Genomic DNA, 17,883 nt, shown 5'->3' with positions numbered 1-17,883 from the left:
TGTCTTTCTCATGCACATGAGTATGTTCATGCGCATGAACCAGATGCTTCTCATCCGCAAATCGGTGCTCGACGTATCTCAAGCGGCGCTTGCCGCCATAGCTGGCACGTCGCAGGCGACCGTTTCCCGATGGGAAAAGGGAGATCTGCATCCGGACCGGTCACAAATGGCGCTCATCCGCGCAGAAGCCCTGAAACGCGGCCTCCAGTGGAACGACGCGTGGTTCTTTGAAGCCCCCGAACACATGGGCGAAGCCCGCTCCCCGCAGGGTGGAGCGTCGTGATGGGCGCCTTCATCATTGTCTTCAAGATGGACGGCGAAGATCTCAACCTTGCCACCCGTCACATCGGCCCGTTCCCTACATACGACGCAGCCTGTGACGTGCTCGGCAAGCTGCCGGCGCCGGTCAATGGCGGGCACAAGTACGTCCAGCAACTGGAGCAGCCGCAGTCCGAAGAATGCCGGGTGCGCGCCGACGTCAGCTTTGATCAGTCAATGTCTCAACGGATGGGCTTGATCCATCGAGCAAATCGTACTTTGCGGCGGTGATCAGCTTCATGGCCCAGTCAATTGCCAGAACTTGCAGGTCTGATACCCGCGTTTCAGCCGCCCACCTCCTGCATGAGGATCGCCTGCGCCATGCCGGCGATCTCCATCAGTTCAACGTCTCCGCTGTACCCAGCATGCGCTTCGAGCTGTTGCAGCGTCCTCACCGGGTCGCCTCTGCCAAGGCAGACCACATAGGCGAGGATCGCCGCCGCCACCGACTTCGTCATTCGTCACGTCCTCTTCCGCAGCGGCGGGCCTGCCAGCTCGCTGGTGCTGCACATGTTCGTTCGTTCCCGGCCGCACTTCCCTCGCGGCGTACCTTGGCGCCCGGTCTCGCCGTCCATGCTGATGATCGGGCGCTGCTCTCTCATTCCCTGCGAACTCCTCTGTCCAACCGCTTCCGTGTTCTCAGAGGAGCACGGAAGACTTGGCAGATTCATCCATCGGTGATGGACAAATGATCCATCTGAAGCCCCTTCGTGACGAAGACTACGCCGCGGCGCTGGTCATCCGCCTGGAGAAGGCGGAGGCGGCGCGCACCGGCCTTTCAGTCTCAGAAGTCCGCCCCATCGTGGCGCGTCATGTCGGCCTCGCCGTCGGCACGCTGGAGAACATCCGCCGCCGGCGCATCAAGGCGATCAAAGCTCATGTCTACAGAACGCTCCTGGCGGCCGCCGACAGGTGGCTCTGTGCCGAAATCGCCAAGCTCGAGCACGAGCGAGCTGTCATTGCGGCACAAGCTGGCCACAGCTCGACACGCGACCTGGCGGAGGTGGATGCGCACATTGCGGCGGCTCGTGCCGCGTTGGGTGCGGAGGCGCGCCGATGAATAGGCGGGGGCCCTACCGCATCCGCCCATGGCCGGCCGGTATGGATGATGCCCTGACCGAGATGATGGCGCGCGACATGACCTTCGTCGCCGCCTCCCGCGAGCTCAGCGCGCGATTCCAGCGCATATCGCCATGTGCCGTCGCAGACCGCGCCCGTCGCCTTGGGCTTGCCTTCGATCCCATGGATGCCGGCAGGACCGCCGTCAATTGTCAGCAGGCCGGCACAGATCGATTGCTGGCCGCGTTGCGCAGCGAGCACCGATGCCCGCCGCCGGATATCCGGCCTCACATCCTCGATCGCGCTCGCTTCGATTGGCGACGGCAGATGGCCGGCCCGTCGGGGATCAGCTCGCCCGCGGCCTGCTGCCTCGAGGGCTGAAGGGCCGCTTCATCCCGGCGCCCGCCCTGGCTCCGGACCTTCTTCGGCATAGGGCCGCACGCGGCCGGGAGAGAACGCATGTCCGACATACCCAACGATCAACCCTTGTCCGACGCCGCGGCCGGCTTCGCCAAGGAGCAGCTGAAATCCTTCATCGAGCGCATCGAGCGTCTCGAGGAAGAGAAGAAGACCATTTCCGAGGACATCAAGGAGGTGTTCGCCGAAGCCAAGGGAACCGGCTTCGACGTCAAGGCGCTGCGCGAGATCCTGAAGATCCGCAAGCAGGACGCCGACCAGCGCGCCGAGCACGAGGCGATCCTTGACCTGTACCTTCAGGCGCTCGGCATGGTGGGCGCGTAGCCATGAGCGGCGCGCGTCGACCAATTCAGCCCATTGGAGTGCCGGGCATCGAACCTGGTGGCGAGCCGGAGCTGGCGCAACAGCCGGAATTCCGGTGGGTCGATCCGACGACGCTGTTCGTCGACGAAAGCTACCAGCGCAATCTGTCGGAGCGGTCCGTACACCTCATCCGCCGCATCGTGGCCGACTGGGACTGGCGGCGGTTCAAATGTCCGATCGTTGTCGAGACGCCGGAAGGCTTTGACATCATCGACGGCCAGCACACCGCGATCGCCGCGGCGACGCACCCGGCCATATCGTCAATCCCGATCATGATCGTGGAGGCGGATAGCCGCGCGGCGCGGGCGTTGGCCTTCATCGGCCATAACCGCGACCGGATCGCGGTGACCGCCACCCAGATGCACTTCGCGGCGGTGGCGGCTGAGGATCCCGACGCCATGACCATCGACCAGGTGTGCCGGCGCGCGAACATCCGGGTGCTCCGCGTGCCACCCGGCAGCGGCTTCTTCAAGCCCGGCGACACCATGGCGGTAGGCGCCATCGGCAGGCTGATCAACCGGCGCGGTGCCATGAAGGCGCGGCAGATGCTCGAAATACTCGGCGCCGCGCGCATGGCGCCGGTCAGCGCCGCGGCGGTCAAGGCCGTCGAGATGTTGCTCACCGATCCCGAGTACAGCGGCGAGGTGACACCGGATGCCATCCGCGACGTCATCATGACGCTCGGGCCCGAGGCGGAGAAGGAGGCAAAGATGTTCGCCGCCGCTCATTCCGTGCCGCTCTGGCGCGCGCTGGGCGTCATCTGGTTCAAGAGGCAGTCGCGTGGACGCAAACGCACGAGCTGATGCGCTCGAGGCGGAGAACGACCGCCTCCGGCAGCGCATCGATCAATTGGAAGCGGTCCTCGGCGTCACCTTCCCCGCGCCGGTCGAGTGGCGTTTGACCAGGAGCGAGGCCTGCGTCTGCGGCGTGCTGCTCAAGCGCGAGCTCGCCACCAAGGCCGCGGTGATGGCCGCTCTCTATCGGGCGGACGGCCGTGATGAGCCCGATACCAAGATCGCCGACGTCTTCATCTGCAAGATCCGCAAGAAGCTGACGCCCTTCGGCATCGTGATCACGACGCGGCACGGACTTGGCTGGGAACTGCGCGGCCGAGCCGAACTCGCCCGATCGCTGGGATTGACGCCATGACGGGCCGGATCCTGCCGAACCTGCTCAACCCGCTCGACCGACCGTCCGTGGTGCCATTCCCGGCGCCGGCGCGGCGCGGCCCGCGGGAGAAGCTGCCTGCCGCGGAGCTGCGCCAAGCCTTCGAGGCCGACAAGTCCGATGCCGAGATTGCGGAGGAATTCGGGTGCTCGCGGCAGCTGGTCGCCATGAAACGGGCGAAGCTCGGGCTGAGGCGCCGGGCGAAGGGGGGCGAGAAGCGCCCGCCAAGCCGCTTCGCCCCTAAGACGGCAACCGAACGGTCCGTCCGGATCCCGCCCGTCGACCATCCCGCACTGAGCGAGGACCGGACCATCTACCCAGCGACCGTCACGCCGGTCGACAGATTGCTGAACGTGCTCGTCTCGGGTGTCAACCACTGGAAGATCGGTGGCGCGATCGCCAAGGGCGCCTGGGCCGGCTTCCCGGTCTACACACTCACGCTGGAAGAGAGGGCGACCTGCCCGGATAGCTGCCGGCATTGGCGCAGCTGCTACGGCAACAACATGCACCACGCCAAGCGGGTGCAGGCCGGCAGGGCGTTGGAGGATCGCCTCGGGCATGAACTCGCGGTGCTTCAGTCGCGTCATCCGGCCGGCTTCGCGGTGCGCCTGCACGTGCTCGGCGACTTCTACTCGGTCGCCTATGTCGACCTCTGGGCGGCGTTCATCGACCGATTTCCGGCGCTGCATGTCTTCGGCTTCACCGCTCGCATCGACGGCCGTCGCGATCCCATAGCTTCCGCACTGGTGCGGCTGGTGCTGGCGCGCTGGGATCGCTTCGCCATTCGCTTCTCCAATGCGCCGGTGGACGAGTGCGCCACCGTCACCGTCGAACATCCCCGCCAGGTCCCCGCCGACGCCGTGCTGTGCCCGCAGCAGGTCGGCAAGACCGATTCCTGTTCCACCTGTGCGCTGTGCTGGCAAAGCCGCCGGCGCATCGCCTTCCTGCAGCATTGAGGTGCCGGCATGGATCTCTCCAACTCCCCCGGCCACCTCCGACATCCCGGCGACCAGGGCAGGCATTCGGGTGACCGAATGAGCCAGATCCCCTGGAAAGCCGACGTGTGGCAGACCGGCGCCAAGCGCACGGCCGAAGAGCGCAGGGCCATCATCATGTTGCGCGGCACGTGCACGTCCTCGGAAGTCGCAAAGCGGTTCGGCATGACCCGCTCGGCGGTGTGCGGCGTGTGGTTCCGGGCTCGGAGGAAGCCCTCTTGATGACCCGCCCCATCGATCTCGGCCCGTTCGAAGGCATGTCGCCCGGCTATCGCGTGATCTGCATCGACGCGCCGCACAAGTTCGTCGCCGGCACCAAGCGCCGGCCGCAGCACTACAAGCGGATGACCGATGACGACATCGCCGCGTTGCCGGTGCGCGCCCTGGCAGATCCTGCTGGTTGCTGGCTGTTCTTCTGGACGACGGGGCCGAAGCTGCCGAAGGCCTTCACCATCCTGAAGGCCTATCGCTTTCGCTATTCCGGCATGGGCTTCGTCTGGCTGAAAACGCATCTGCGGTTCGGCCGCGCCGGCGAGCCGCTCTTCTATCCGCGCAACTGCTTCCATGTCGGGCAGGGCTACACGACGCGGAAGAATGCCGAGTTCTGCCTGCTGGCGAGGATAGGCAAGCCGAAGCGCCTCAGCGCCAGCGTGTTCGAGGTGATCCTGTCGGCGCGGCGCGAGCACAGCCGAAAGCCCGAGGAGTTCTACGAACGGGTGCAGAAATTCGCGCCCGGCCCCTATGTCGAGATATTCGCCCGCCAGCGCCGGGAGGGGTGGGACTGCTGGGGCAATGAAACCGACAAGTTCGGCGAGGTGGCGGCATGACGCGCGAGCGACTTCCGGACCGCCGCTCCTCCGAGGCCTTCGAGATCGTGGTTGCCGGCATCCGCTACACCGTGACCTTCGGCTATTACGACGACGGCCGTGTCGGCGAGGTGTTCATCGACGGCACCAAGATCGGCTCGGATGCCGAAATCTTCGCGTCCGATGCAGCTGTAAGCATCTCACTGGCGCTCCAGCACGGCGTCACGCCGGAGACGCTACGCAAGAGCATCCGGCAGAACGCCGCCGGCGCCTCGCTGGGCCTTGTCGGCATCCTCCTCGACCGCATCCTTGAAGGAGGCGCGAGGTGACGCTGACCGGAGGGACGATTCCGATCTATCGCACGCTCACCGGCGTCCGGTTTCCTCTCCACGATGAGAAGGAGCTCCAGGCGGCCATGGCAGAGCGCTTCACTTCGGCCGGGCTGGAATTCCGCCGCGAGGTGACGCTCGCCCCGGGCGACATCGTGGACTTCATGATCGGCGGCACGGCTGTCGAAGTGAAGATTAAGGGCCAGCGCCGCGCCATCCTGCGCCAATGCGAGCGCTACGCCGCCCACGAATGTGTCAGCGCCGTTCTGCTGGTGACCAACGTCGCGATGGGCTTTCCCCCGGCGCTCGCCGGCAAGCCGACGGCCGTCTTCAATCTGGGGAGGGCCTGGCTGTGATCCGCACCTATGGGCAGATAGCCTTCGACGGCGCGCGCTGGCGCATGGAGAAGCTGGAGCCGCATGTCGCCATCCGGCTCAAGGCCATGTTCCCACACATCCACAAGGGCTCGGCCGGGCCGTTCTTCTTCCCCGCGACGGAAGCGACCGCGACGGACCTCGAATGGTTCCTGCACCGCTATCCCATGGACATCGCCGATGCCGACCGCGAGCGCCTGCTCGGCGGCTGCCGGGCCTTCGCCACGGCACGCGACGATGTCGAGCGGATCCTCATGCCGGATTGGTCTCCGCCGGCGGCGGCCGGCTTCCGGGAGGGCAGGGAACTCTATCGCTATCAGGCGCAGGCCGTAGAGCTGGCGAGGCTCAAGAAGCGCCTCCTGCTTCTCGATGACGTCGGGCTCGGCAAGACCGTGTCGGCGCTCGGCGCGCTGGTCGATGGCGAGCACCTGCCGGCGGCCATCGTCGTGCAGCCGCACCTGCGCACCCAATGGGTGAAGGAATACATAGAGAAGTTCACCCACCTGCGCGCGCACATCATCAAGGGCGGTCGCCCCTACGACCTGCCGGAGGCGGACATCTACGTCTTCAGCTATTCGAACATCATCGGATGGGTCGACGTCGCCAGGACCGGCCTGTTCAAGGCCGTCGTATATGACGAGGTGCAGGAGCTTCGTCACGGCCGGAAGACCGGCAAGGGCAGCGCCGCGGCGATATTCACCGCGGCGGCCGGCTTGCGCATCGGCCTCTCGGCGACGCCGGTCTACAATTACGGCGGCGAGATCTTCAACGTCGTCGAGGCCATCGAGCCGGGTGCGTTGGGCGCCCAGGACGATTTCATCCGCGAGTGGTGCACCGGCAAGAACGGCAAGTGGATCGTCAAGGATCCCGATGCGCTCGGCACCTATCTGCGCGAACTGCAGCTGGTGCTGCGGCGCGAGCGCACCGGGGCGCCAATCAACACCCTCACCGTCGAGGTCGACTATGACGAAGAGGTCGAGGCCGACGCTCTGTCATTGATGCGCACGCTCGCCATGAAGGTCGTGTCCGGCAGCTTCGCCGAGCGCGGCCAGGCGGCGCGCGAGCTCGATGCCTTCGCCCGCATGGTGACCGGCACCGCCAAGGCCCGCCATGTCGCCGCCTATGTCCGCATGCTGCTGGAAGCCGGCGAGCCGGTGCTGCTGGCCGGCTGGCACCGCGACGTCTACGACATCTGGCTGAAGGAGCTGAAGGATTTCAAGCCGCGGCTCTACACCGGCACCGAGAGCACCACCCAGAAGGACAAGGCGAAGGCGGCGTTCATCAGCGGCGAGACCGACCTGATGATCATCTCCCTGCGGTCCGGCGCCGGTCTCGACGGCCTGCAGCATCGCTGCCGTACCGTCGTCATCGGCGAGCTCGATTGGTCGCCCAAAGTGCATGAGCAGATCTTCGGCCGCCTCGATCGCCCAGGCCAGACGCGGGAGGTCACCGGCATCTACCTGCACGCCAATGGTGGCTCTGATCCGCTGGTGGTGTCGACGCTCGGGCTCAAGTCCAGCCAGGCGCAGGGCATCGTCGATCCCGGCAAGGGCATCGTCCAGGTGCATTCCGACGACAGCCGCATCCGCGCGCTTGCCGAGAGTTACCTCAGCCGGAGGGCGGCAGAGTGACGGAGCAATTCGCACTCACCACTCCTCCCGGCCCAAAGCGTCCCCGTGTCCGTCGTGGTGGATGGTCTTGGGGGCCGGTCGAAGGCGCCAATCTGCGCGTCATGTCGAACGGCGGCGGCATTCAGTCCTCGGCGTTGATCATGATGATGTGCGTCGGCGAACTGCCGTGGGTCGACCACATCATCAACGCCGATCCCGGTGACGAGAGCGAGGCGACCTATCGCCACCTCGAATGGCTCGACGCGCAGGTGCGTCGCTACAGCAACGGCCGTGTGGAGACGCACACCGTCAGCCGAGGTGGCCGGCTGTCCGATCGCATCCGCAATCGGGCAGCCGGGCGCGGCGTGCTCAACAATGATCGCTTCGTCTCTGCGCCATTCTTCACCTCCGGCGGCAAGGACGGTCGTGGTGGGCAGGGAAAGCGCCAGTGCACGCGCGAGTTCAAGATCGAGCCGCTGGAGAAGAAACAGCGCGAACTGCTTGGCTATGCGGCGCGCCAGCGCATCCCGGCCGGTTCGTGCGAGGTTTGGATCGGCATTTCGACTGACGAAGTAGTGCGCGCAGGGGCGGCCTTCACGTCATGGACTGTGAACCGCTATCCGCTGTTAGAAAAGCGGATGTCGCGGCGCGATTGCGTGTCGTGGCTGGAAGGCCACGGCTTTCCCGTGCCGCCCAAGAGCGCATGCATCTACTGCCCCTACAAGACGAATGCGGAATGGCGCTGGCTTCGCGACAACGACCCGAAGGCATGGGCGGACGCGGTCGAGATCGACCGCCTGATCCGCACCACGCCCGGCATGCGCGAGCAGGAGTTCCTGCATCGGGATCGCGTTCCTCTCGATCAGGTCGACCTGCGCACCGACGAGGAAGCCGGCCAAGGCATGCTTATGGTCTGCGAAGCGGGGTGCGGGTTATGAGCCACCTCACCCTTGTTCCGCTGTCCCTCGATGAGGCGAATGCCTTTGTCGATCAGCACCATCGTCACAATGATCCGGTCGTCGGTCACCTCTGGTCGACCGGTGCGGAATTGGATGGGCGGCTCGTTGGCGTGTCCATCGTTGGCCGCCCGGTCGCGCGGCATCTTCAGGATGGCCTGACCGTGGAGATATTGCGCGTGGCGACCGATGGCACCCGGAACGCGGTGTCATTCGTTAAGGGCGCCGCCTGCCGAGCGGCATTCTCACGCGGGTTTCGCAAGGTAGTCACCTATACGCTGGCCAGCGAAGGCGGTTCATCCCTCCGCGGGGCAGGCTTCCGCGTCGTCGGCAAGGTCAAGGGTCGCCACTGGAACACGCCCTCGCGACCGCGCGAAGAGGGACCTCTGTTCGACAAGTTGCGCTGGGAGGCGTCCCAGTGATCATCCGCCGCCGCTACAACCGAAACTTCACCGTGCTGCCGAACGCCGTGGTGGAAGACGACCGCCTTTCGCCAGAGGCGCTCGGCGTGCTTGTCTATCTGCGCAGCCGGCCAGAGGCGTGGAACGTCGAGCTGTCGCACCTCAGCGAGCGGTTTCGCATCGGCCGGGACAAGACGCAGCGCGTCGTTGCCGAGTTGGTGGATGCCGGGTGGATAAAACGAGAACGCACGCGCGACCCCGTCACTAGGGCTTTCAACGGGATCGACTATGTTGTGTATGACGAACCGAACGACACTACGGATAGTGCTTCCGAGGTCAACTCGGAGACCGAGCCACAGCCTGAAAATCCGGTTGTGGCTCATCCGACACCTAAGTACCGGCCACAGCCTGAAAAGCCGCGCGCGGCAAAGCCGGTTGTGCATATAGAAGAAGCAAATACGGAAAGAGAGAAAATATCCCCCATAGCCCCCAAGGGGGCGGTTGGCGGGATAGACACCGATCGGGATGAGGAGTTCGAGGCGTTCTTCGCTCGATATGCTCCGCCTCCAACGGCGTCGAAGGTCACGGCGCGGCGACGTTGGCGAAAGCTCTCGCCCGATGATCGGCAGAAGGCGATGGCGTCGATCGAGCCATACCGTTCCGCTTGCCGCTCGGAGCGGCCCAAGGCACGCAAGATGCTTGACCCGTCGGCCTATTTGAGTCGGCGCATCTTCGACAATTTCAGCACCGGATCCGTCGTTCGGCCCCCCGACAGCCCGGCCGTGGCAGCACTTCGGCGCACCCTGTCGCCGGGCTTCTCCGGCGGCGTTCTGGTGGAGCATGGAACGGGTGCTTGGGCGGCATGGCAGGCAGTAGCCAGCGAGGCTGGATTTCCGCTGCGGGCCATTGTGTACCGCGCCGCGCCATTCGCCGGCCGTGACCGCGAGGTCACAGGTCGCTACTTGCCGAGTGAATGGCCGCCGAGCCGCGACGGGCCTGACCTGCTTCAGCGGGCGGCAGGGGATTCAGCGTGATGTGGGGGAGTTCGATGGCCAAGGGTCGGAAGCGCAAGATGGGCAAGAGGACGCCGAGCGGAAAGCTCTCCGAATCCACCGACGAGCGGGCGAAGCGCGGTCTCGGCGATGTCCGGTCCGTCGTCATGAGCCAGCCGCATCGCGCCGGGCTCGGCAAGGACCGTCGAATGGACCAGCGCGCCGCCACCGCCATCGGCCGGCTGTTCATGACCGGCCGGATCGACGAGGCGGAATATTGGGCGGCGGAGCGGTGGTTTCGGCTGATCGGGGAATTCCACCAGATCATGGCCACGCCGATCACCACCACAACGGTCCTGGGCACGATGGCGGCGGGTGACCGAGGTGACCGTGACGGCGACGTCGGAGCGGCGGAGCGTCCGGAAACCGAAGAGGAACGGCGCGAGCGCGTGCTCGGTCACCACGGCTCGGCGATGAACATCCTCCGAGGGACGTCTGATCACCGTGCCGTGTTCCGGACGCTGGAAGCCGTCGTGCTCTATGATTGCCCCATAGGCGGCGAGGCCGAGCTCATCGTGCTGAAAGAGGGCCTGTCGGCGCTGGCGCGGTTCTGGCGCCTGCGGTCGCCGCCCAAGGCAGACGAGGAACTCCCCGTCCGCGTGGCGGGGCACCGATACGATAGGCCGGTGTGGCCGCATGAGGAGCGAATCGTGAATATTGTGGCGCACGACGCGTCGGACCCGGAACCAGCGCTGGACAAAAGCGGGTGAATCAGTCGTAATTGCCGACGAAATTCATGATCGCAGCGAATTACGCCCGGTGGCCAGATGGCTTGCCGGGCGTTTTGTTGTTGGGCAGGAGCTCCGATGCTCTTGGCTTCATAGTTGACCGGCGACGTGGAAGGGCACGCGGAGACGCAAAGCCCCCGACTGACGCAGCGAAACGGCACAGGTCCGCACCCGTATTCGGCGCGGGTCAACGGCGCAAACCTGTGTGAACCGCCTCCGAGTGCACAGGAGCCGGAACGCCACGCCTAAGCCGGGTTTGCCCGGCCCGGTCATTCATTTTCCGCGACGATGTCATCTATCCGCAGGCCGAGCGCATTGGCGATCTTCTTCAGCGTGGCAACATCGCCCGTCTTCTTGCCGCTCTCGATCTCAGAGAGGAAGCCTTGACCCACGCCGGTGGCGCTGGCCAGCGCGGCTTGGGTCAGGCCGCGCTTCTTGCGCCAGAAGGCGAGCGGGGTAGCGGCGGCGAGATAGGCGTCCATATCCTCGTCGGCGATCAGCGCCTCGGTGCCGGCCTCGATGCGGGAGAGCACGGCGCCAGCGGCGCGGGCGTCGGCGGCATCCTCGCTGGCGGCAACAAGGGCGTCATATTCGGGGCGGGAGAGGATCACGATGTCCTCGCCGGCCGGGCTCTTGGTCATGATGGCGGTCATTGGTTCCTGTCCCTCTCAGTCGTAGATGCCGCCACGCGGGCCGATATCGAGCACGGTAACGGTGGTGGCGGTTTCGGTGAAGATCACCCGGAAGTCGCCCACCCGCAGCCGCCGCGCCTCAACACCCGTGAGGATGATGACGTTGTTCGCCAGCGAGGCCGGGTCGGCGGCGTACTGTGCGACCTTGGCGCGGATCGCAGCGGCCCGGTTGCCGTGGCGCTTGAGGGCCTTCGCTGCGGTGGAGGTGTAAGCGACCTGTTTCATGAGGTAAATATCGCATAAAGCGATAATCTTGTCAATCGCTAATAGAGATATTCAGTGCATTTCATGGCACGAAACAGCTACTACGGCACCCCTCATTGGCGGGCTCTGAAGCGCGCGACACATGAGCGGGATGGCTGGCGGTGCGTCGTGCCGGGCTGCGGCTCTCGCGAGAGTATCGTCTGCGACCACATCCAGACACGGCCAAACGTTGATCATCCGACGTCATTCGATGTGTTGTCCAACACCCGCACGCTGTGCGGCAACCACGACCGCAAGGTGAAGGAAACGGCTGGCGGTGCCCGGCGCGGGGGTGGCGCGCTGTTCGTGCAGGGCACCGACGAACGCGGTCGACCGCGTGACCCGGCGCACCCGTGGAACCGCCGCCGGCCCTGACCGGCAGGCCGCAGGCAGCCACGAAGGGGGGAGGGTCCGATCTTCGGGGGGATCGGGGCCCTGACCGTCCGGGGCCTTCATTCGCACTGCGAGCAGATTTTGGAAGGGGGGTATCGGCCACCCCCATAGGGGGTGAGGATGACGTTTACCTCCATAGACGGCGCGCCGCCCGAGCCCGACTGGACGTCGCTGTTCACCGACGAGCTCGATATCGCGATCGCTCGTGATCGTTGGGCGATCGTTGTCCGCGAGATGCAGGAAGCGGGGACGCTGGTTCTCGCGAACGATCACGCGATCCGCCGCCTGGTGGATTTCAGCGTCCAATATGAGCGCGCCTCGCGGCAGGTCTGCGAGATGGGGACGATCCAGAAGGCTCGTCGCTCGAAAGTGCCCATGCCAAGCCCCTATTGGACCGTGATGCGCCAGGCGGGCGAGGAAATCCGCGTGCTCGAAATCGAGCTCGGCATTTCTCCTGTCCGGCGTGGCAAGGCGCAGAAGGTGCAGCGTGCCAAAAAAGCCCCGCGCGCGGCGGACAGCTACCTCCGTCAGGTCAAATGATCCGACGACGGATTGGGCCCGCGATGTCCTCGCCGGCCGAATAGTCGCCGGCGAACTGGTCGGCGGCGCTGCGGAGCGGCACCTGCGAGACCTGCGGGACGGCGAAAAGCGGGGGCTGATCTGGCGACCGGATAAGGCGGCGCACGCGCTGGGCTTTTTCCCCGCCATGCTGAGCGTGACGGCCGGGACCGCGGCGGGGAAGCCGTTCCACCCTCTGCCATGGCATGTGTTCTGTGGCGGTAGCATCTTCGGCTGGCGCAAGGCCAGCGGCCGGATGAGGTTCCGGTCTGCCTGGCTTGAGACAGGTAAGGGGCAGGCGAAATCGCCGTTCATGGCGGCGATCGGCCTCTATCTCATGGGCTGGTACGGCGTGCCGCGCGCCGAGGTCTTCGCCATCGGCCAGGACAAGAACACGGCGAACGTCCTGTTCAAGGATGCCGTCGCGATGTGCCGGGCGCCGATTCCGCCGGGAGAGGACGAAGACGACACCCTGGAAAATCAGGAGGAGGGGGGCGTTGTCATCCGTGGCGAAGGGGACAATGCGTGGAAGATCGAGCATCCGGCCACGGGTTCGAAGTTCCTGTCGCTGGCCAATGGCGAGGCCATCTCCGGCCCTCGACCGATCGCGGTGCTGGCGGACGAAATCCACGAGTTCAAGCGCAATACGTCGATCGAGATTTGGAAGAACGCCATCGGCAAGATGCCGGGCGATGCGATCATGATCCTTGGCACCAACACGCCGAGTACCAACCAGATCGTCGGGACGGAATACAGCGAGTTCTACCAGAAGGTCGCGCGCGGCGAGTTCCGCGATGATGAGGCCTTCGCCTTCATCGCCCGCGTCGACAAGGCGGATCGGGAGACTGTTTTCGACAATCCCGATTGCTGGCCGAAATCGTTGCCGGCCCTCGGCGTGACGTTCCCTCGCGAAAACATCGAGGGGATGGTTGCGACGGCGAAGCAGCTGCTGTCCACGGCAATGTCCGTGAAGCGGCTGTACTTCGGCATCCCGATCGGCGCGACGGATTTCTGGATCGCCGAAGATGCCTGGCAGGAGGTTCAAGGAGTCGTCGACGTTCCCGCATTGCGTCGTTACCGCTGCTGGCTCGCGCTCGATCTGTCCGACAAGAACGATTTCACCGCCCTGACGGCGGTGTGGATCGACGATGACGGGCTGTTGTTCGCAAAGACCTGGTACTGGACGCGCAAGCGGGGCCTCGCCGACCGCGCACGCGAGGACCAGGCGCCCTATGAAGAGTGGGTCGAAGCCGAGTTCCTGACGGCCGTGGACGCGCCGATCATCGACAAGACCTTCGTCGCCGCAGAGGTGCGCCGCCTCTGCGCCGAGCACGATGTGCAGTTCCTCGCCTTCGACGCGGCGAAGATGGAGGACTTCGAACAGGCCTGCCTCGATATCGGCTTTCCTGTATGGCGCTGGAAGGGGCCGAACAAACCGAGAGGCCGCGGACTGATGCTTGTCCAGCATGCTCAGGGCAAGCGCGTCATGTTCGAAGACAAGCAGTTGTGCATGCCGCGCTCGGTGGAGCGCCTTGAGGACCGGATCCTGTCCGGCACGATCGTCATCGAGCAGTCGCCGGTCACCACATCGTGCGCCGCTAACGCGCAACTGGACAGCGACGGTCAGAACAACAGGGCCTTCGACAAGGCACGCTCGCGCGGGCGTATCGACGGCCTTGTCACCATCGCCATGGCCGTCGGCGCCGCCGATACCGAGTTGAAGCTGCCAGGCAAATCGTTCGCGGATTCGGAAGATGCCGTCGATCGCCTGCTTGCCGACGATGCGGAGTGACCATGGCCGAACCCTCTCCGCGCCGCCTCGCCACCATGTCGTTCCTGTGGGACATCGTCGGCCTATCGGGCGCCGGTCTGGTTGTTGGTGGGATCGCCATGATGCACGTGCCATCCGCCTGCATCGCCGGCGGCCTCGCACTGATCGGCCTGGCGATCCGCGGCGCGAGGCGGTTCTGATGCGCGGGATCCTGTCGACGCTCTTCGGTGCCGAGCAGAAGGACCACAGCTCCTACGGTTCTGCGGAGGATGTGTGGCGCGACCTATTCGGCGGCCACCAGTCGCAATCCGGAGTTTCGGTGACGTGGAAGCGCGCCCTGGAAGTCACGACTGCCCTGCGCTGCGCGACGATCATCGCCGAGGGCATCTGCTCAGTTCCGTTCAAGGTCTATCAGAAGGTCACCGTCGACAATCGGGTAGAGCGTCGGGAGGACCAGGCGCACGCACTAACCGACATCATGTCGACCGAGCCGAACGAATGGCAGTCCGGCTTCGAGTTTCGCGAAACCATCGGCCTGCACCTTGCCCTGTGCCAGAACGCCTATGTCTTCGTGAACCGCGTTCGTGGTGACATAGCCGAGCTCATTCCCTTCGAGCCTGGCCGGGTGGAGGTGACGCAGAACCGAGATTGGACGCTGAGCTATACCGTGACGGCGCCAGATGGTGAGCGGCAGGTGTTCCCGGCCGGCGCCATCTGGCACATCAAGGCGCGCGCCTGGAACGGCTATATGGGGCTGGAAACCCTGCGCCTGGCACGTGAGGCGCTGGGGCTGGCAATCTCGACCGAGGCGAGCCACGCCCGGATGCACGTCAACGGCGCCCGGCCGAGCGGCGTTCTCTCCGTCGACGGCCCGCTCGAGGAAGCTCAGCTCAAGGTCTACCGCAAATGGATCGAGGCCCATTACAGCGGGGTCCGGAATACAGGGCGCACGCTCATCCTGGATCGGGCCGCCAAGTGGCAGTCGCAGCAAATGTCCGGCGTCGATGCCCAGCATCTGCAGACGCGCGGCTTCCAGATCGAGGAGGTGTGCCGGGCGATGGGCGTGCTGCCGATCATGGTGGGCTACACCGGTGACAAGAACGCAACCTTCGCTTCGTCCGAGCAGCTCTTCCTTGCCCATGTGACGTACACGGTCCGACCGTGGCACCGCCGGCTGGAATCCAGCGCCGATCGCTGGCTGCTGACCAAAAAGGAGAGGCAGGCCGGCCGCTACATGGGGTTCGTCGATACGGAACTGCTGCGCGGCGACCATAAGGCCCGGTCCGAGTTCTACAAATCCGGCATCGACGCCGGATGGATGCTGCGCTCCGACGCCCGGCGCTTCGAGGACCTGCCGTATGTTGCCGGCCTCGACCGGCCGATCATGCCGGGCAATTTCGCCGTCGTGCAGGCCGACGGCACGCCGATCATGCCCGCCAAGTCTGAAACTGGGAAACCGAGCAATGACGCTTGAGCCGATCGAAGCGAAGTCGGACGGCCAGGCCCCGGGCCGTCTCAGTGTCGGATTCGAGGTGAAGTTCGCCGAGAACGCCCAAGACGGCACATTCTCTGGGTATGGCTCGATATTCGACATCGAGGACTATGGCGGCGACGTCATCAAGCGCGGCGCTTTCCGCGCGACGCTCAAGGAATGGTCCGCCAAGAACAAGCTGCCGAAGATGCTGCTCCAGCATGGCGGCGGCTGGGCCGGCTCCGCCAACGACATGGTGCCGATCGGCAAGTGGACGAAGATGTCGGAGGACGAAACCGGCCTTCGGGTCGAGGGACGGCTCTTCACCGAGAGCGAACGCGGCAAGATGATCTATGCCGCCATGCGCGAAGGAGAGCTCGACGGCCTGTCGATCGGCTATCGCGCCAAGGAATTCACTCTCGGCACCAAGCCGGACGAGCCTTACCGCACGATCAAGCGCCTCGATCTCATGGAAGTGAGCGTCGTGCTGTTCGGCATGAACCCGGTCGCCCTCGTCGATGCGGTGAAATCCGACATCGACGATCTCGCCACCCTTTCCGACGTCGAGAAGTTCCTGCGCGAGGCAGGCGGCTTCTCTCGGAAGACCGCCACCGCGCTCGTCTCGCGGGTGGCGCGCATCGCACAGCGTGAGGCTGGGGCGAGCAAGAGCCTGGATGACCTGCTGGAGCAAATCCGCTCCACCAGCAGCCGGATCCGATAACCCACCTCACAGGAGGGCGACATGCCCGAACTCGATGACGTGCTGAAGGATGTTCAGCGCGAAGTGAAGAAATTTGGCGACGACGTCGCCGGTCTCAAGTCGACCATGGAAAAGGACCTCAAGGAGGTCCGCGACCTCGCCGAGAAGGCCGGCGCCAAGCTGCTGGAGAGCCCGCAGTTCAAGAAGGACCTCGAGGCGCTCACCACCGGTATCGTTGCCAAGCACGATGCGATCGAGACCCAGGTCAAGAAGATCATCGAAGAGGCGAAGGCCGGCGCCGAGCGTCTCGATGATATCGAGAAGAAGCTGAACCGACCCGGCGCCGGCGGCGACATCGGCCAGAAACTGCTGGACGATGCCATCGCCTTCAAGCGCGTCGCGCTGTCCCGCCGCGGCGAGCTCAAGTCCACCACCGTGCTGACGCCGGAGACCGTCAATCGCGACGAGTACAAGGCCTATGCCGACATGTGGCCGACGCTGCTGCGCCGCGACGAGAAGGGCCTGTCGCCCGACGAATACAAGGCCCTGATGGTGGGCTCAGATCCGGACGGCGGCTTTCTCGTCCCGACGTCGACGTCCTCGCGCATCATCACCAAGGTCTACGAGACGTCGCCGATCGACGAACTCGCCACGCATGAGACGGTGTCGACCGATGCGCTGGAGATCCCGATCGACACCGACGAGGCCGGCGCCGGTTGGGTCGGAGAGACCGAGGCGCGCCCGGAGACCAGCACCCCGCAGGTCGGCGTGCAGCGCATCCCCGTCCACGAGCTCTATGCTAAGCCCAGGGCGACGCAGCAGCTGCTCGAGGATGCGGGCATCGACATCGAGGCGTGGCTGGGCCGCAAGGTGGCTGAGAAGTTCGCCCGCATGCGGGCGACGGCGTTCATCCTCGGCAATGGCATCAAGAAGCCGCGCGGCATCCTGACCTATCCGGCCGGCAGTGCCGGCGCGCGCGGCACCATCATGCAGGTGGCGTCGGGCCATGCGACGGCGCTGACCCCGGACGGCCTGGTCAACCTGATGTTCAGCCTGAAGGACCGCTATCTCGCGCGGGCCAACTGGCTGATGAAGCGCGGCACCGTCGCCTCGGTGATGCTCTTCAAGGACAGCCAGGGCCAGTACATCTGGCGTCCCGGCCTGCAGGAGGGCCAGCCCTCGATGCTGCTCGGCCATTCGATCCGCCGCGCGGACGATATGCCGGGCGTCGCCGCTGGCGCGCTGCCGGTGGCATTCGGCGACTTCGGCGCCGGCTACACCGTCGTGGATCGCCTCGGCATCCGCGTGCTGCGCGACCCGTATTCTTCGAAGCCGTTCGTCGAGTTCTACACTCGCACCCGTGTTGGTGGCGACGTCGTCGACTTCGAAGCCTACGCCCTGCAGGTGATTGGCCTTTAACGGTCGTCACCCGTCCCCGGCATTGGCGCGCCGGCACGATCGGCGCGCCGTCATCCCCGAT

General features: G+C 65.3%; 27 protein-coding genes. 24 read left to right on the top strand and 3 right to left on the bottom strand.

Annotated features, from left to right (window positions below):
- The first annotated feature begins 28 nt into the window (after nucleotides 1-28).
- Nucleotides 29-283, top strand: coding sequence for a helix-turn-helix domain-containing protein (locus J2X65_RS15775; protein WP_310202689.1), 255 nt, complete (start codon nucleotides 29-31; stop codon nucleotides 281-283).
- A complete protein-coding gene (locus J2X65_RS15770; protein ID WP_310202687.1) occupies nucleotides 283-549 on the top strand; it encodes a hypothetical protein in 267 nt (88 codons plus the stop codon). Before J2X65_RS15775 ends, J2X65_RS15770 begins: the two co-directional genes overlap by 1 nt.
- A gap of 53 nt (nucleotides 550-602) precedes the next feature.
- Here the strand turns inward: J2X65_RS15770 and J2X65_RS15765 are convergent, their stop codons facing one another.
- Complete coding sequence (locus J2X65_RS15765; RefSeq protein ID WP_310202685.1) at nucleotides 603-776, bottom strand: hypothetical protein; 174 nt, start codon at nucleotides 774-776, stop codon at nucleotides 603-605.
- A gap of 230 nt (nucleotides 777-1,006) precedes the next feature.
- On the opposite strand from J2X65_RS15765, the gene J2X65_RS15760 reads away from it, so the two are divergent.
- The 15 genes from J2X65_RS15760 (at nucleotide 1,007) to J2X65_RS15690 (ending at nucleotide 10,557) form a co-directional block, all read left to right on the top strand.
- Nucleotides 1,007-1,378 (top strand): hypothetical protein, encoded by a 372-nt coding sequence (locus J2X65_RS15760; protein WP_310202683.1) that lies wholly within the window; start codon nucleotides 1,007-1,009, stop codon nucleotides 1,376-1,378.
- Nucleotides 1,379-1,419: 41 nt separating this feature from the next.
- Complete coding sequence (locus J2X65_RS15755; RefSeq protein ID WP_310202681.1) at nucleotides 1,420-1,758, top strand: hypothetical protein; 339 nt, start codon at nucleotides 1,420-1,422, stop codon at nucleotides 1,756-1,758.
- Nucleotides 1,759-1,836: 78 nt separating this feature from the next.
- Nucleotides 1,837-2,118: a DUF2312 domain-containing protein gene (locus J2X65_RS15750; protein ID WP_310202679.1), complete on the top strand. Its 282-nt coding sequence runs from the start codon at nucleotides 1,837-1,839 to the stop codon at nucleotides 2,116-2,118.
- Nucleotides 2,119-2,120: 2 nt separating this feature from the next.
- The gene (locus tag J2X65_RS15745; protein ID WP_310202677.1) at nucleotides 2,121-2,960 is read left to right on the top strand and encodes a DUF6551 family protein; all 840 of its coding nucleotides are present in this window, start codon (nucleotides 2,121-2,123) and stop codon (nucleotides 2,958-2,960) included.
- Complete coding sequence (locus J2X65_RS15740) at nucleotides 2,938-3,306, top strand: helix-turn-helix domain-containing protein (RefSeq protein WP_310202675.1); 369 nt, start codon at nucleotides 2,938-2,940, stop codon at nucleotides 3,304-3,306. The genes J2X65_RS15745 and J2X65_RS15740 overlap by 23 nt, the downstream gene beginning before the upstream one ends.
- Nucleotides 3,303-4,280: a hypothetical protein gene (locus tag J2X65_RS15735; RefSeq protein WP_310202673.1), complete on the top strand. Its 978-nt coding sequence runs from the start codon at nucleotides 3,303-3,305 to the stop codon at nucleotides 4,278-4,280. Before J2X65_RS15740 ends, J2X65_RS15735 begins: the two co-directional genes overlap by 4 nt.
- 78 nt (nucleotides 4,281-4,358) lie before the next feature.
- Nucleotides 4,359-4,541, top strand: a complete 183-nt coding sequence (locus tag J2X65_RS15730) for a hypothetical protein (protein ID WP_310202671.1) — start codon at nucleotides 4,359-4,361, stop codon at nucleotides 4,539-4,541.
- Nucleotides 4,541-5,146 (top strand): MT-A70 family methyltransferase, encoded by a 606-nt coding sequence (locus tag J2X65_RS15725; RefSeq protein ID WP_310202669.1) that lies wholly within the window; start codon nucleotides 4,541-4,543, stop codon nucleotides 5,144-5,146. The genes J2X65_RS15730 and J2X65_RS15725 overlap by 1 nt, the downstream gene beginning before the upstream one ends.
- Nucleotides 5,143-5,454: a hypothetical protein gene (locus tag J2X65_RS15720; RefSeq protein WP_310202667.1), complete on the top strand. Its 312-nt coding sequence runs from the start codon at nucleotides 5,143-5,145 to the stop codon at nucleotides 5,452-5,454. The genes J2X65_RS15725 and J2X65_RS15720 overlap by 4 nt, the downstream gene beginning before the upstream one ends.
- On the top strand, nucleotides 5,451-5,810 hold the full coding sequence (locus tag J2X65_RS15715) for a hypothetical protein (protein ID WP_310202665.1): 360 nt from the start codon (nucleotides 5,451-5,453) through the stop codon (nucleotides 5,808-5,810). Before J2X65_RS15720 ends, J2X65_RS15715 begins: the two co-directional genes overlap by 4 nt.
- Nucleotides 5,807-7,459: a DEAD/DEAH box helicase gene (locus J2X65_RS15710; RefSeq protein ID WP_310202663.1), complete on the top strand. Its 1,653-nt coding sequence runs from the start codon at nucleotides 5,807-5,809 to the stop codon at nucleotides 7,457-7,459. The genes J2X65_RS15715 and J2X65_RS15710 overlap by 4 nt, the downstream gene beginning before the upstream one ends.
- Nucleotides 7,460-7,560: 101 nt before the next feature.
- On the top strand, nucleotides 7,561-8,376 hold the full coding sequence (locus tag J2X65_RS15705; RefSeq protein ID WP_310202661.1) for a hypothetical protein: 816 nt from the start codon (nucleotides 7,561-7,563) through the stop codon (nucleotides 8,374-8,376).
- On the top strand, nucleotides 8,373-8,816 hold the full coding sequence (locus J2X65_RS15700; RefSeq protein WP_310202659.1) for an XF1762 family protein: 444 nt from the start codon (nucleotides 8,373-8,375) through the stop codon (nucleotides 8,814-8,816). Before J2X65_RS15705 ends, J2X65_RS15700 begins: the two co-directional genes overlap by 4 nt.
- The gene (locus J2X65_RS15695) at nucleotides 8,813-9,829 is read left to right on the top strand and encodes a helix-turn-helix domain-containing protein (protein WP_310202658.1); all 1,017 of its coding nucleotides are present in this window, start codon (nucleotides 8,813-8,815) and stop codon (nucleotides 9,827-9,829) included. Before J2X65_RS15700 ends, J2X65_RS15695 begins: the two co-directional genes overlap by 4 nt.
- A 38-nt stretch (nucleotides 9,830-9,867) precedes the next feature.
- Nucleotides 9,868-10,557, top strand: a complete 690-nt coding sequence (locus J2X65_RS15690) for a hypothetical protein (RefSeq protein ID WP_310202656.1) — start codon at nucleotides 9,868-9,870, stop codon at nucleotides 10,555-10,557.
- Between the two features lie 287 nt (nucleotides 10,558-10,844).
- Here J2X65_RS15690 and J2X65_RS15685 read toward each other — a convergent pair whose 3' ends face one another.
- The gene (locus J2X65_RS15685; RefSeq protein WP_310202654.1) at nucleotides 10,845-11,228 is read right to left on the bottom strand and encodes a helix-turn-helix transcriptional regulator; all 384 of its coding nucleotides are present in this window, start codon (nucleotides 11,226-11,228) and stop codon (nucleotides 10,845-10,847) included.
- Between the two features lie 15 nt (nucleotides 11,229-11,243).
- Nucleotides 11,244-11,492, bottom strand: a complete 249-nt coding sequence (locus J2X65_RS15680) for a type II toxin-antitoxin system RelE/ParE family toxin (protein ID WP_310202652.1) — start codon at nucleotides 11,490-11,492, stop codon at nucleotides 11,244-11,246.
- 231 nt (nucleotides 11,493-11,723) lie between these two features.
- Between J2X65_RS15680 and J2X65_RS15675 the strand changes: the two genes are divergently transcribed.
- From J2X65_RS15675 to J2X65_RS15645, 7 genes are all read left to right on the top strand, one after another.
- Nucleotides 11,724-11,885, top strand: a complete 162-nt coding sequence (locus J2X65_RS15675; protein WP_310202650.1) for a hypothetical protein — start codon at nucleotides 11,724-11,726, stop codon at nucleotides 11,883-11,885.
- Between the two features lie 138 nt (nucleotides 11,886-12,023).
- Complete coding sequence (locus J2X65_RS15670; RefSeq protein ID WP_310202648.1) at nucleotides 12,024-12,443, top strand: P27 family phage terminase small subunit; 420 nt, start codon at nucleotides 12,024-12,026, stop codon at nucleotides 12,441-12,443.
- Nucleotides 12,391-14,253 (top strand): terminase TerL endonuclease subunit, encoded by a 1,863-nt coding sequence (locus J2X65_RS15665; protein ID WP_310202646.1) that lies wholly within the window; start codon nucleotides 12,391-12,393, stop codon nucleotides 14,251-14,253. The genes J2X65_RS15670 and J2X65_RS15665 overlap by 53 nt, the downstream gene beginning before the upstream one ends.
- 2 nt (nucleotides 14,254-14,255) lie before the next feature.
- Nucleotides 14,256-14,432, top strand: a complete 177-nt coding sequence (locus J2X65_RS15660; RefSeq protein WP_310202644.1) for a hypothetical protein — start codon at nucleotides 14,256-14,258, stop codon at nucleotides 14,430-14,432.
- Nucleotides 14,432-15,706, top strand: a complete 1,275-nt coding sequence (locus J2X65_RS15655; protein ID WP_310202642.1) for a phage portal protein — start codon at nucleotides 14,432-14,434, stop codon at nucleotides 15,704-15,706. Before J2X65_RS15660 ends, J2X65_RS15655 begins: the two co-directional genes overlap by 1 nt.
- Nucleotides 15,696-16,424, top strand: a complete 729-nt coding sequence (locus J2X65_RS15650; RefSeq protein ID WP_310202640.1) for an HK97 family phage prohead protease — start codon at nucleotides 15,696-15,698, stop codon at nucleotides 16,422-16,424. The genes J2X65_RS15655 and J2X65_RS15650 overlap by 11 nt, the downstream gene beginning before the upstream one ends.
- Before the next feature lie 21 nt (nucleotides 16,425-16,445).
- Nucleotides 16,446-17,822 (top strand): phage major capsid protein, encoded by a 1,377-nt coding sequence (locus J2X65_RS15645; RefSeq protein WP_310202638.1) that lies wholly within the window; start codon nucleotides 16,446-16,448, stop codon nucleotides 17,820-17,822.
- Nucleotides 17,823-17,883: the final 61 nt, after the last annotated feature.

Source organism: Ancylobacter sp. 3268, from assembly GCF_031456575.1.
Classification (GTDB): Bacteria; Pseudomonadota; Alphaproteobacteria; order Rhizobiales; family Xanthobacteraceae; genus Ancylobacter.
Note: the sequence above shows the minus strand (reverse complement) of the source record. Positions and strands in the feature narration are given on the sequence as shown.